At 70.0% G+C, this 12,177-nt stretch carries 14 protein-coding genes; 9 read left to right on the top strand and 5 right to left on the bottom strand.

Annotation, left to right across the window (positions count from 1 at the left end):
* Positions 1–15 precede the first annotated feature (15 nt).
* From AC1HFH_RS11910 to AC1HFH_RS11895, 4 genes are read left to right on the top strand one after another with little or no spacing between them, the layout of a single operon-like run.
* Entirely contained in the window at positions 16–1,431 is a 1,416-nt protein-coding gene (locus AC1HFH_RS11910; RefSeq protein WP_480247502.1) for a class I adenylate-forming enzyme family protein, read from the top strand.
* On the top strand, positions 1,428–2,633 hold the full coding sequence (locus tag AC1HFH_RS11905; protein ID WP_480247501.1) for an FAD-dependent monooxygenase: 1,206 nt from the start codon (positions 1,428–1,430) through the stop codon (positions 2,631–2,633). The genes AC1HFH_RS11910 and AC1HFH_RS11905 overlap by 4 nt, the downstream gene beginning before the upstream one ends.
* A 31-nt stretch (positions 2,634–2,664) precedes the next feature.
* Positions 2,665–3,357, top strand: coding sequence for a chorismate--pyruvate lyase family protein (locus AC1HFH_RS11900; protein ID WP_480247500.1), 693 nt, complete (start codon positions 2,665–2,667; stop codon positions 3,355–3,357).
* Complete coding sequence (locus tag AC1HFH_RS11895) at positions 3,351–3,896, top strand: hypothetical protein (protein WP_480247499.1); 546 nt, start codon at positions 3,351–3,353, stop codon at positions 3,894–3,896. Before AC1HFH_RS11900 ends, AC1HFH_RS11895 begins: the two co-directional genes overlap by 7 nt.
* Before the next feature lie 331 nt (positions 3,897–4,227).
* Here AC1HFH_RS11895 and AC1HFH_RS11890 read toward each other — a convergent pair whose 3' ends face one another.
* Entirely contained in the window at positions 4,228–4,911 is a 684-nt protein-coding gene (locus AC1HFH_RS11890; RefSeq protein ID WP_480247498.1) for a hypothetical protein, read from the bottom strand.
* A 490-nt stretch (positions 4,912–5,401) separates the two neighbouring features.
* Here AC1HFH_RS11890 and AC1HFH_RS11885 point away from each other — a divergent pair, with 490 nt between their 5' ends.
* Genes AC1HFH_RS11885 through AC1HFH_RS11865 form a run of 5 tightly spaced genes read left to right on the top strand, consistent with a single transcriptional unit; the run spans position 5,402 to position 8,457 of the window.
* On the top strand, positions 5,402–5,929 hold the full coding sequence (locus AC1HFH_RS11885) for a DUF3558 domain-containing protein (protein WP_480247497.1): 528 nt from the start codon (positions 5,402–5,404) through the stop codon (positions 5,927–5,929).
* Between the two features lie 12 nt (positions 5,930–5,941).
* Positions 5,942–6,316: a hypothetical protein gene (locus AC1HFH_RS11880; protein WP_480247496.1), complete on the top strand. Its 375-nt coding sequence runs from the start codon at positions 5,942–5,944 to the stop codon at positions 6,314–6,316.
* 2 nt (positions 6,317–6,318) lie between these two features.
* A complete protein-coding gene (locus AC1HFH_RS11875; RefSeq protein WP_480247495.1) occupies positions 6,319–7,524 on the top strand; it encodes a hypothetical protein in 1,206 nt (401 codons plus the stop codon).
* Complete coding sequence (locus AC1HFH_RS11870) at positions 7,521–7,667, top strand: hypothetical protein (protein WP_480247494.1); 147 nt, start codon at positions 7,521–7,523, stop codon at positions 7,665–7,667. Before AC1HFH_RS11875 ends, AC1HFH_RS11870 begins: the two co-directional genes overlap by 4 nt.
* 25 nt (positions 7,668–7,692) lie before the next feature.
* Positions 7,693–8,457 carry an ESX secretion-associated protein EspG gene (locus tag AC1HFH_RS11865; protein ID WP_480247493.1) on the top strand — a complete coding sequence of 255 codons (765 nt, stop codon included), beginning with the start codon at positions 7,693–7,695 and terminating at the stop codon, positions 8,455–8,457.
* 5 nt (positions 8,458–8,462) lie between these two features.
* On the opposite strand, the gene AC1HFH_RS11860 is transcribed toward AC1HFH_RS11865, so the two are convergent.
* From AC1HFH_RS11860 to AC1HFH_RS11845, 4 genes are all read right to left on the bottom strand, one after another.
* The gene (locus AC1HFH_RS11860) at positions 8,463–8,858 is read right to left on the bottom strand and encodes a hypothetical protein (protein WP_480247492.1); all 396 of its coding nucleotides are present in this window, start codon (positions 8,856–8,858) and stop codon (positions 8,463–8,465) included.
* Positions 8,855–9,358: a hypothetical protein gene (locus AC1HFH_RS11855; RefSeq protein WP_480247491.1), complete on the bottom strand. Its 504-nt coding sequence runs from the start codon at positions 9,356–9,358 to the stop codon at positions 8,855–8,857. Before AC1HFH_RS11855 ends, AC1HFH_RS11860 begins: the two co-directional genes overlap by 4 nt.
* A gap of 159 nt (positions 9,359–9,517) precedes the next feature.
* Complete coding sequence (locus AC1HFH_RS11850) at positions 9,518–11,335, bottom strand: choline/carnitine O-acyltransferase (RefSeq protein WP_480247490.1); 1,818 nt, start codon at positions 11,333–11,335, stop codon at positions 9,518–9,520.
* Entirely contained in the window at positions 11,332–12,156 is an 825-nt protein-coding gene (locus AC1HFH_RS11845; protein ID WP_480247489.1) for a class I SAM-dependent methyltransferase, read from the bottom strand. Before AC1HFH_RS11845 ends, AC1HFH_RS11850 begins: the two co-directional genes overlap by 4 nt.
* Positions 12,157–12,177: the final 21 nt, after the last annotated feature.

The following is a 12,177-nucleotide window of genomic DNA, read 5'->3' as shown; positions in this document are numbered from 1 at the left end:
CGGAGGAGGTACTGCATGCTGGTGACCGAGGCGGGCCGGTGGGACGGACCGGCCCTGGACCACCTGATCGACCGGGCGGCACGCGAGCTGATGGCCGCCGGCGTCGGCCCTGGTGAACCGGTCGTGCTGTGCCACCCCAACGAGGCGCGCTGGGTCGCCGTCTACCTGGCGCTCGCCCGGATCGGCGCGGTGAGCGTTCCGCTGAATGCGGCGTCCGCGGTCGAGGAGGTCGCGCATGTGCTGACCGACTGCGGCGCCCGGCTGGCGCTCCTGCCCGAGCCCGGCAGCGGACCGCTGGCCCGCCGCTTCCCCGGACTGCTGATCTGGCCGGACGGCCACCCAACCGGCGGACGGGCCGCGCCGGGCACCGCCCGATCCGCCCCCGATCGGGCCGCGACGATCGCCTACACGTCGGGCACGACCGGGCGACCGAAAGGGACCGTGCAGACCCGGACCGCTGTCGAGGCAGGTGGCCGTGCCCTCGCGGAACGACTCGGCCTGGGGCCCGCGGATGTGCTGGCGACGGCTTTGCCGGCGGCCCATTCCTACGGCACGAATGTGCTCAACGCGGCCCGCACGGCCGGTGCGACACTGGTGCTGCTGCGCCGGTTCGACGAAACACGGCTACTGCAGGCGGTCCGCCGTGAGCGGGTCACGGTGCTCGCCGGAGTGCCCGCCATGTATCGCCGCCTGCTGGCGCATCCGGATATCGGTGCGGCCGCGGGCATCCGATGCGCCGTGTCGGCCGGCCAGGCGGCGGGCGCGGACCTCGCTCGATCCTGGGAGCAGGTGGTGGGTGGCGCCTTCGTCGAGGGCTGGGGGATGACCGAGCTGGCCGGCTTCGCCACCCTGGCGGCGCCGGAACTGGTCGGCAGGCACGGCACGGCAGGCACGGCGGTGCCGCAGGTGCGGCTGCGGGTGGACACCGGTGGGCCGCTCGCCGACCCGGCCGCCGGCATCGGTGAGCTCCAGGTCGCCGGGCCGTCGGTGACGCCGGGATATCTCGGGGCCGCCACCGGATCCGGTGCGCCGGACGGGTGGCTGCCCACCGGGGATCTCGGGACGATCGACGACGCGAGCCGGGTGCGGATCGTCGGCCGCGCCAAGGAGGTCGTGCTCAGCGGCGGTTTCACCGTGTATCCAGCCGAGGTGGAGCGGGTGCTGGCCCGCCACCCGGAGGTCCGGGAGGTCGCCGTGGCCGGAGTTCCCGACCCGGTCCGGGGCGAGATCGTCTGCGCGTGGATCGTGCCGCGGCCCGGCGCGCAGCCCACCCACGACCGGATCACGGCCTACTGCCGCCCGTATCTTGCGCCCCACAAGGTGCCGCGTCGTATCGCGCTGGTGCCGGAACTGCCGTTGACCGGCACCGGAAAGATCGCGCGGCGCGAACTCGCCGAGCGGTACCCGATCACGTCGGCGGCACCGGCATGACCGGCCGGTCCACCGGCTCGGCGGCGGATGTCCTGGTCGCCGGAGCCGGACCGGTCGGGTTGACGGCCGCGCTGCTGTGCGCCGGGCGCGGCCTCGATGTCACCGTCCTGGAAGCCCTTCCGGCCACCGCAGTGCGGGCCGGCAGCCGCGCGATCTTCCTGCACGGCGCCGCCCTGCACATCCTGGCCGGTGCCGATCCCGCACTGGCCGCCCGCATCGCCGCCGCCGGATCGACCTGGCGCAGCAGGCATACGCTCTGGGCGGGCCGGTCCGTTTTCCGCAAGACCTACGCACCGGCGCCGGCGCATGCACGTCCCTTCGCCTGCCTGCCGCAGCATCGGCTGGAGGACGAACTGCGCCGGGCCTGCCGGGAAGCCGGTGTGCGCCTGGTCTGGGACACCCCGGTCGGCAACGCAGCGGTCCATGAAGGTGTCGTCGCCGTCGAACCGGGGTTCCGGGCGCCTTTCCTGATCGGCGCCGACGGTCCCCGCTCCCGGGTGCGCTCCGCCATCGGTGCCGAACTGCAGGGCGCACGCACCGAGGCATCGTTCATCGTGGTCGATCTCGCCGATCACCCGCACCGTCCGTTCCCTGCCGAACGGGTCTTCCATTTCCGGCATCCCGCGGCCGGTGGACGCAATGTGCTGACAGTGCCGTTCCGAGGTGGGCTGCGCGTCGACGTGCAGTGCCGCCCCGACGACGACATCGACGCCTGGACGACGCACCCGGCCACCTGGCTGCCGCCGCTGCTCCCGGCCGGGACCGCGATGGAGCCGAGTATCGACTGGATCTCGCACTACCGGTTCCATCAGCTGGTCGCCGACACTTTCATCGATGCCGACCGCCGCGTGTTGCTGGCCGGCGATGCCGCCCATCTGTTCGCGCCGTTCGGCGCGCGGGGCCTCAACTCCGGGATCGCCGATGCGGCCGCCGCCGCGGACACGATCGCCGGGGTCCGGGCCGGAACATCGGACCACGGCCACGCCCTGGCCGATTACGACCGCACCCGCCGCGGTGCCGCGCTGCGTAACCGGGCCGCCACCGGCGCGGCACTGCACCATCTCCTGGCCGCCGGGACGGGCACCCGGGCCCGGCAGCGCACAGCTGCCGCGGCAGCGCGATATTGGCGACCGGCCGGCGCCTGGCTGGACCGCATTCCCTACGGACCGCCGAACGCCCGTATCCCCGGCAGCATCTACTGACCCGACCGCCGACCCGGAGGAGGCGTTTGCCGTGACCCCCCGAACTCGGCGGCCGGGTCCCGGCCGGACCTGCGCCGAGCCGTGCCCGGCCAATCACGTCGCCGCCCCGATTCCGGTCGCGGAGTTCGCGGATCCGATCACCCGGATGCTGTTGGCGAACGACGGCACCACCACCGCGCTGCTGGAGGCGGTGCTCGGAGGTCCGCTCGGCGTGCTGGTGTGGGATCAGCGCGTCCGGTGGGCGGGTGCCCTGTCCGCCGAGGTCCGCCGGGCGCTGCGGCTGCGCCCGCGGCAGCGCGTGCTGGTTCGATATTCGGTGCTCACCTCCCCCACCGGAGCACCGGTCTCCTGCAACCGGGTGGTGGCGGCACCGGGCGACGTGCTGCCGGTGCCGTTGGGAACCGAGCCGCTCGGCCCAGCCCTGCAGGCCGCCGGAATCGAGCAGCGCCGCACCGTCCTGTCCACCGGACACCATCGCTGGCCGCTCGCCGCCGAGGTCCGGGCCGCCGCAGGCAAGTCCTACCGCATCGATATCGGCGGCCGCCCCGCATTGCATCTGACCGAGACCTACAACCCGGACCTGTTCCCGCTACGACCTGCGGAAACCGTTGTGCCGGATCGGCGCGGCAGCGCGGCACCGTGCGGTGGCTGTGGTGAGGTCGAACCAGCAGGCCCGGTATCCCCGGCCGGCATCGAATACGACGAAAGGAACGAACCGTGGTGACCCGTGTGCTCGACAACGTTGCTGCCTCGCTCACTGCTCTGTCTCGTCCCACCGCCCGCCTCGGCGTCGGCGCGGCCCTCGCGCTGCCGGCCCTCGCGGGGTCGTTCGCCCCGGCCGCCGCCGTCCCGCTACCGGGTGCCGACGTCGAGGCGATGTGTGTTGCCCAGATGACGGTGCTGCCCGAACTCGCCGGTCTCGACATCGCCACCGCCCAGGACACCATCACGTGCACCGACGGGAACGGAGTTCCGCTGGTCTCGGGCAGCTCCGAGTTGACGATCACCAGCGACGGAACGCCCTGCTCGGACAGTGCCACCACGATCACCACCCGCTGGGATGACGGCACCCACACCGTCACCCAGACCACCGGAACCATCGACGCCGCAGACTTCACCTACACGGCCACCGGTCGGGTGACGGCGGACAGCACCCGATTCGCCGGGGCCGCGGTCACCGTCGTCGGCACCGATCCGGAGCCGGGCTGCGGGGGCGATCAGCAGCCGGGTGTCGTGCTGTATTCGGTCACCTTCCGACGCTGACCGGGCCTCTCCGGGCGCGGACGGGCGCGCCCGGAAGGCTGGCCGACACCCAGATGGTCCGTGGAGTAGGCCGGCCCGCTCTGCGGACGATATCGGCCGCCTGTCTCCGGCCTGCCTTACCCGGCCGCCCTCCGGCGCAGGTGTCGAACGAGATGTGCCGGGCCTCCGCCTGGGCGCGGTCGGCTGTCCCACCGCGCGGTGGACGAGAGGCCCCCTTCTCGGCCCGGGGCACGGTCGACTCGTTCGGCGGCCGACGACCGGACCATCTCGGTGACCACTTCGGCCCCAACTGGTTCTCCCGACCAGGCTGCAGCACCGCAGTTGCGCCTGATCAGTACGCGTCGGCGACCTTGCGAACGGCATCGACGAAGAATGCCTCGAAGGTTTCCGGGTCGACGGCATCACCGAACGACTTCGCCTGCGCCATCACGGTCGTGCCGTGCACAACCGCCATGCCGGACAGCTGCACCGAGGTGTTCTCGGTGCCGTCGTCGAGGGTCGCCGTCGAATCAGAGCGGTGCACGACCGCTCGGTCGGCGGCCAGCCCGTCCGGCACCGGCAACGGCGTGACCACGACCGTCACCGTCATCTCCTGGTCGCCGGCGGCCGTGGTCGCGGTGATCTCACCGCAGCGTTCGTTCTCGGCTTCCAGGGCCGCGGTATCGGCTTCGACTCCGGAAACCAGTTCCACGTACACGATCTCGTCGGCATCGTCGGTGGCCATCGCCACCGACCCGTCGACCAGCAGTCGCTCGAACTCCTCGCTCCACCCCTGCCCCGGAGTGCAGTCCGCCGGAGTCACCGCCAGCCCGGCGGTTTCGGCCAGGGTCTTCTCGACCGCCTCGGCGAAATACTCCGCGTCGACCTCCTGCATGGCGGTGCCGGCTGGGAACTCGTCCGCCCTCAGCAGCATGTCCTCCTGCGCCGGCAGGTCGGATCCGCAGCCCACCAGCAGCACGGCACCGGCCACACCGGCAGCGAACCGCCGGACGTATTCCCCTCGAATCATGCTCATGCGCTCAGCATTCCGTACCGAGTGCAGGTCGGCCAAGACCTGCACCCGGTACGGCCTGAGTGCACCTCGTAGGCAGAGCTGAACGGACCCCCTGCGCAGGACCGACCGGCATCCGGACGGCCTGCACAACCGCAGGTCCGCCCCGACATCCTGTCCGCTCGTGCCCACCCGACCCGCGCACCGACCCGGAACCCACCGACCACCGCACGGCCGGGAGATCCCGACAGGTCCGGTCGGGCCGGACCACGGGCAGCGGGTACCGCGCCATCCGTAACACCCGTGCATCGAAATGTGCGATATTGCACGGCCGGAGATGCACGACCGCACACCGCGATGCACTGGCGGGGCCGGAACGGCAGGTCTCAGCTGCGGATATTGCGGCTTCGCCCGGTTCGGATGGCACCGGGCCCGGGCCGGTCCACCCAGCCGGGCATCAGGCCCCCGATGATAGAGTCCAGCGTGCGAGCTTTCGACGGCCGGAAGGGTGGGGATGAAACGGATCGGTGTCGCACTGGCGCTTGCCGTTACCGGGGTACTGGTAGGCGGCTGCAACGAGAATTCCGAAGGAAGTCCGGTCGCGGAGAGCACCACTGCGGAGCAGGCCCAGCTTTGGGATCCATGCACTGAGATCCCGGACGGTACGATCCGATCGGCGGGAGCAGATCCGGCGACCGAAGAATCCGGAATCAGTGGCCGCCCACAGTCTGGGTGGGAGATGTGCACCTGGCGGGGCAGTGAGTACTCGGTGGTTGTCTACTCGACCGCCAAGGACTTGCGGTACTTCGAAGACAAGCCCGGGAATGTCGACTTCGAAGAAGTAACTATCGCAGGACGGGAGGGGCATCAATTCAGGGTTGAGGGCGCGTCGTATGACTTGCTCTGCGATGTAGTTTTCCCGGTCGAGCAGGGAGTTGTTCAGCTGGGGATCATGAACAGGCCGACCCTCGACAATCTCGATGACCCTTGCAGTTACTTGGTCCGCGCGGGCGAAGTGATTGTCCCAACGTTCCCAGCGTAACCAGGAGGGGAAATGGCCGATCAAACCGCATACGGGCGCCTTCTTGACCAAGTGCGATCCGGCGAAGTGTACCTGAATGACGACGCGGCTGCATATCATATGCACAAAGCGTGTGACAAACGTCTTTCGGACCTCGAAGGCATGCTGACTGTTGCATGGCTTACCCGAAACGTCGGGAACTTCGGCGATTTCAAGATGTCGGGTGAACTGCAGCAGAAGTACCTCCGCCAGGCGACAGGCGACGAGAGTTCTATCGATCGCGTCCTGCAGAAAGACATCGAATCGGTCCAGCAACTGCGTGAAGTTTGCTCGATCTCGTTCAAGCGAGTGACCGGTCAGGATATCGAGAACGCCAATGCACTCGACTACCAGGCGGAGCAGGTCTAGACATGGTCGGTAATCCGTTCGCCGGCCTGGCGAATCTCCCGTACGCCGACCTCGGCACGAATATCGTCGAGTGGTTCGCACAGGAACCGGATGATCAGATCGATTCGTCGTCGATCGAGGACCGGTACCGGAACAACTTGGAGAATATTCGGAACACTTCGCCCTGCTACCCGTTCGACGGGGAGTTCTGGCCGACAGAGGTCACCGGAGTCGACGAATTCGACAACCACGATGTCGCGACGCTCCGGACGAAGGTCGACAGTATCGACCTGACGGCACTCGGCGATCTCATCGCCAACTGGAACGATATCGCGGAGCGGAACAACACCTCGCTCGACGAGTTCCGGCTCGAGCTCGAGAAGGGCATGTCGCCGGATGTCTGGCGTGGCGCTGCGCGTGACGCCGCAGCGGCAACGGTCGCCGATTACCAGACGACCGGGAGCAGTGTGTCGGTCGCAGCGACACTGACCAAGGGCAAGCTGGAAGAGCTGAAAGCCGGCTTGGACGCGACGAAACAACTGGTGCCCTCCGAACCCGAACACCGCTCCGGCATGGACAACGTCGTGAGCGTTCTCAGCGGCGACGGCTGGCGCAACGACGATGTCGCGCAGGCGAATGCCAAGGCGGAGGCCCTGCGGGTGCTCCGTGACATCTACTCTCCTGCCGTCACCGATGCCGACGTCCAGGTCCCGGTGATCCCGACCCCGAAGATGATGGCCGATTCCGGCGACAGCAACGACGACGGTTCGGGCGGCCCCACCCCGGGCGTCGGCCCCACCGGGAGCACCGGCCCGAACGACACCGGCACCGGTACCCCCGAACCCGGCACGGGTGACCCCGCATCCGAGGAGCCCGGCGCCGGCGAGGACACCGATACCTCGGCCGACGACTCGCTGTGGGACGACTCGGCAACCGACGACTCCGAAACGTCGACCGAACCGCAATCGGCCGATCCGGCCGCCACCACCCCGGCAGGCACACCGACCCCACCCGGCCTGGGTTCACCGGGCACTCCGGGCCTCGGCGGGCCGAGTTCCGGTACACCGGGTGGGCCCGGCACTCCGGGCGGGCCGGGGTCCGGTGCGCCGGGTGTTCCGCTCGCCGGCCGGTCGCTTCCGGGTAGCCGGCCGGTCCGGGCGCGGTGGTTCCGGCTGCTGCCCGGGCAACCGGCACCGGCACCGGGATGGGCCGCGGGGGGATGGGCATGATGCCGCCCGGCGCGGGCCGCGGGCAGGGTGAGGAGGACCGGGAGAAGGGCGTTCCCGACTACCTGGTCACGCAGGAACACGGGGAGGAACTGACCGGCCTCGCCGACCTGCCCCGGACCGTACCCCCGGTAATCGGCGAATAGTTCGACGCGAGAGAAGGATTCATCCATGCGTCCGTTTCGGACCTGGCGCTTCAGCGCGCTCGAATTCCGGACCCTGTGGGAGGTGGCCGGCCGGGACGTGCTGCCGTACCCGCTGCGGCACCGGTTCACCACCGAATACCGGGCCGACAGTATCCGGCTGATGCGGGCGGCGGCGACCGAGATCCAGGCCCGGCTCGACGAACACCTCGATCTCGCCGTCGGCATCCTGCTGACCCCGCAGGCGCGGGTCGAGATCGCCGGGTATGCCGGCCGCACCCCCACCGTGCGGGCACACGGCGGGGTGTTCGGCCGCTACGGCGCCTTCGCGGCCCAGGACGTGACGGCGGACGACGAGAACGGCGCCGTCGAACTCGGCCTGCTCGACGCCGAGGAGGTGGCGGCGGCCGCCGTCGCCGCGGTCCCGTCGTGTGCGCCCGGTCGCGGCGACGAGGTGCGGGTACCGGTCACCGCCTTCGATGCACCACGCCCGCATGTCCGGGACGCCTGGAACCCGACGCCACGGGAACAGTTCGAAACCTTCCTGGCCCGCCCCACCGACGCCGTCACCCACGTCGGCGTATACGCGTCCGGCAGCCCGGACAACCGGCACACCGACGGCCGGGACGATTTCGAACTCCGCGACGTCACCGGCGACGGCCGCTACGTGGTCCACGGGACCCGCACCGTCATCGCCAAACCCACCACCGACGACCGCATCACCGCCACCCTCCGTTCCATCTTGTCCGGCGTCGCCACCGACGTCCGCAACGGAGTGCACCCGGCCCGCTGACCGGGCTACCTTGGCAGCAGCGCAGTGTAGAGGTCTTCCAGGCGGCCGTAGTGGATCTCGGCGACCCGGAACTCGGCGACCAGGTCGTCGAACGCTTCACGCGCCGGCACCCCACCCGCATGCATCTCACGGACTTGCTTGACTACGGCGCGGCGGGCGTCACCATCGATTCCGTAGCCGTCTGCGATAGCCATGCGGTCGCCGTCGTCGGTCCAGGCGATGCCGTGGTGGACACCGTCTCGGATCAGTTCACACCAGCGGCCTCGGCCGATCATCCGGGTGTCGTAGCCGGGGCCTTCCGGTGGCGGTGTTGCGTCGGCGAGGTCGACTTGGAAGTCGCCCCAGTACGCGATCCGGTGTGCCTCGGTGCCGGGCACCAGTGCCTCGCTCTGGTCAGTCATGGTGCGGTACGACCTCCCGCATCACCGAACACGCCCCAGTCCTCCCCGCGCATTGCTGCTTCGTTCTGTGCGTCGGCCCGCCGGGCGATCGCCGCGATCTCGCGTGCGCGGTCTGCCCTTGCCCGCCGGACCTGCCGGACCCGCAGATAGGCGAGCGCAGCAACTGCGGGGAGAATCCACACTCCGACCACCAGTGGCCAGTCCGCGGCTTCCTCGCCGCCCTCGTGGATTCCCAGCGCGAGGATCCCGAATCCCAGGAACAGCCAGAACAGCGCAGCTGCCGCGGCGAGCAACCCGGCGATGCCCGCGGACGGTTCCCGGTGCAGCCGCACCACCAGGAACCCGCCGGGCGCCAGGAACACCGAGGCCATCGGAAGAATCACCCAGATCGGTTCGGCGGTGGTCGCAGCTCCCAGAATCGTCAAGGCTCCCAGCGCAATGGCGAGCCAGCCGAGCGCCTTCAACAATCTGTTGACCCATGGACTACGTGACGCTTTCACGCACCGATCCTAGTTGCGTACCGGACCCTGTGGAAGACTTTCGGACTCGGAGCGAAGGAGCCGTGCCCGGTCCGCCGATCAGCGCTGCACCTGGACTTGCCGGTGTCCGGGTCCGCGCACGGTGCTCCGCGGACGGAACGGCCGCGGAGCACCGCCGCTCTACTCCCCGTCGGCGAGCAGCTCGCGCAGTTCCGCTACCGCGGTGCGCAGTTCGTCGGCGAAGGCGTACATCTGGTCGGCAACGGTTTTCGGGGTCGCCAGGTAGAGGTTCCAACGGTCCGGGAGCAGGACGTAGGCGACGCCGATGCAGCGGGGGCTGGTGGAGCCGAAACCGAAGAAGTCGATGTTCTTCGACGGGGCCGAGCTGGTGCTGAGGTAGTCGTCGCGCATGATCGTCCAGCCGGGGCTGGTGTAGAGCGGGATCTGCTCGTCGGCCACGCCCAGTTCGGCGCCCTGGCGGCGCTGGATCCACTCCAGCTCCCACAGGTGCTGTTCGGGCGCTTCCCCGGCCTGGCACTGCTTGGCGCGGGCGACATGGGCGGACGCCGCGGTGCGGGCGGCGGCCAGCCGGGTGGCGCGGTCGGTGGCCGGATCGGTCATGGCGTCGACGAAGGCGACCATCTCGGGGGTGATCACCCGCATCGCCTCGGTGCGGCCGTTGCGGTACTGGCGGGTGGCAATGGATTCGTAGGTGGCGCCGGTGAAGCCCTTGCTGCGCCGATGCGCCAGCTGGTAGCTCAGCTGCGCGAAGGCGTCCGGCGAGATGCCCAGCGCCTTGGCCGCGGAGGTGCCGAAATCGTCGAAGGACACCGTCGCGGTGGCGGTGGCCGCGGCGTACTCGGCGAAATCCTGCCCGGCTGCGGCGATATCGGCGCGCATGGCCTCGTCGAGCACGAACTCGATCGGTTCCACCGCGGGCAGCCCCTGCGGCCGGGCGTCCGATGCCTCGCCGTGCTCGGCGGCGGTGCGTTCCAGCAGGGTGTCGACGAACGACAGGACGGTGGTGCCGTCCAGCCCGCAATGCTCGATATTGATCCCGGCCTGGCCGTCGGCGAAGACGATGAACGACACCGACTTGTCGAACCAGCGGTTGGCGCTGTCGCCGTGCAGCAGCTGATCGCAGGCCTGCAGCTGATCGGCCGGCGCCAGGTCCTCCAGGCAGACGGTGAACAGGGCGGTCTCGATCGTGTCGAGGGCGGCCACGTTCACCGGCTCGACGCGCAGCGCGGCCCGGCTGCGGGCCCATTCGGCACGCGCCTTGGTGGTGAGGTGCCCGACGCCGGTATCAGCGGCATCCTTACCACCGGCCTTGAGCACGGCACGCAGACCGTCGACCAGATCGCCGAAGGCGTAGGGCGCACCGTCGGCGCCGATCACATCCATCCGGTACATGCCGCCGCGGTGGAGCACCAGGATGTGCCGGGCATCGGAGGGGCCGGGCCATTCGTCGCTGTAGGGCTTGCGGACGGTGTCCTGCTCCTCGCCGGGGATCCGGGTCTCGGAGAACAGGTACTTGTTCTGCCACATGGACAGCGGGTTGCCGCGCTGGGTGACCGGCGGGATCTCCTCGGCATCCAGGGCCCGCTTGTAGGCGACGGCGGCCGTGACGAGGGCGGCGGCCCGCTCGGCCTGACCGGCCTCGGTCGACCGGGCGAGCGGGGTGTCGTCCCGGAACAGGAAGATGAAGTTGGCGTTCAACGCGATCCGGTCGCGGCGGCCCAGATAGCGGGAGGGCCAGAACCGGTCGAGCCAGCTGCCGACGCCGGGCGTGGCGTCGTACTCGGCCAGCGCGGCGTGCAGGGTACGCCCGGGACCACCGGGCCGCAGCAGGTCGGCCACGGCGGCCTCGGTGTCGGCGTACTGACCGGCATCCAGCAGCGGCGCACACCACTGCAGGAAACGGGCGCAGCTGTCCTCGAGCGTGGGCAGCGGCACCCGCGGCAGCTGGTCTTCGGCGGCGAACGTCGATGGGCTCAATCCAGATCCTCGGTGTCGGTGGAATGCGGACGGGAAACGAACAGGTTGGCGTAGAGCCAGCCTTCGGCTTCGTGGTCGGTGGTGTCGATCCCCTTCGCCGCCAGGGTGTTCAGCACCCGGTCCCGTTCGTCGTCGGAGGCGAACCGGCGCTGCTGGAACAGGCCGGGCCGCTGCTCGCTGCGGTAACCGAGCGCCGCCAGTTCGGCCGCGATCGGGGCGAAATCGAACATCCGGAGCACGAAATGGGCCATCCAGGGCCGCCGGCCGGGATCGGCCTGCACCACCCTGGACAGGGTCTTCTCGGTGATGTAGCCGACGCAGCCGGTGGAGATGACCAGGTCGGCCGACGCCAGCACGCGGCGCTGCGCCTCGGTCGGCTCGGTGGCCTCGAGGTCGGCGTGCACGGTGTCGTGCAGGAATCCGGCGGCTTGCGCGTAGGTCAGCGCCGGGCTGGCGGCGTCCATCCCGATGAAGCGTACGTCGGGCAGCCGGTCCCCGCGCAACCAGTCCCGGTCCGCGGCGAGCAGGCCGGCCCGATCGGCATCGCTGTCGCGGTAGCGCTGGGCCAGGTCGGCCACCGTGGTGTCCAGCCGCAGCAGGGCCGCGTTGACCCCGTAGGAACAGCCCAGGTCGAGCACGGTGGGGATCCGATCGGGGTGCGCGGCCCGCCACTGCGCCAGCTGCTGTTCGAACGCCGGTTTGGCCAGTTCCGGGATCCGGTAGTCCAGATCGGACATCCGCGCGTAGTAGGCGCGCGGATCGGGCCGCTCGTAGATGTCGTCGAAGGAGGCTTTCCCGGTGGTGTGCAACGGAACGGACACGGGTGGTTCCTTTCGGTCGAG

This window comes from Nocardia sp. KT25-26 (assembly GCF_056627695.1).
This window is presented reverse-complemented; position numbering and strand designations above follow the sequence as displayed.

Coding starts and splice junctions, on each gene's coding strand:
- AC1HFH_RS11910 (WP_480247502.1), top strand. CDS start 16: ATGCTGGTGACCGAGGCGGGCCGGTGGGACGGACCGGCCCTGGACCAC.
- AC1HFH_RS11905 (WP_480247501.1), top strand. CDS start 1,428: ATGACCGGCCGGTCCACCGGCTCGGCGGCGGATGTCCTGGTCGCCGGA.
- AC1HFH_RS11890 (WP_480247498.1), bottom strand. CDS start 4,911: ATGAGCATGATTCGAGGGGAATACGTCCGGCGGTTCGCTGCCGGTGTG.
- AC1HFH_RS11885 (WP_480247497.1), top strand. CDS start 5,402: ATGAAACGGATCGGTGTCGCACTGGCGCTTGCCGTTACCGGGGTACTG.
- AC1HFH_RS11880 (WP_480247496.1), top strand. CDS start 5,942: ATGGCCGATCAAACCGCATACGGGCGCCTTCTTGACCAAGTGCGATCC.
- AC1HFH_RS11875 (WP_480247495.1), top strand. CDS start 6,319: ATGGTCGGTAATCCGTTCGCCGGCCTGGCGAATCTCCCGTACGCCGAC.
- AC1HFH_RS11870 (WP_480247494.1), top strand. CDS start 7,521: ATGATGCCGCCCGGCGCGGGCCGCGGGCAGGGTGAGGAGGACCGGGAG.
- AC1HFH_RS11865 (WP_480247493.1), top strand. CDS start 7,693: ATGCGTCCGTTTCGGACCTGGCGCTTCAGCGCGCTCGAATTCCGGACC.
- AC1HFH_RS11860 (WP_480247492.1), bottom strand. CDS start 8,858: ATGACTGACCAGAGCGAGGCACTGGTGCCCGGCACCGAGGCACACCGG.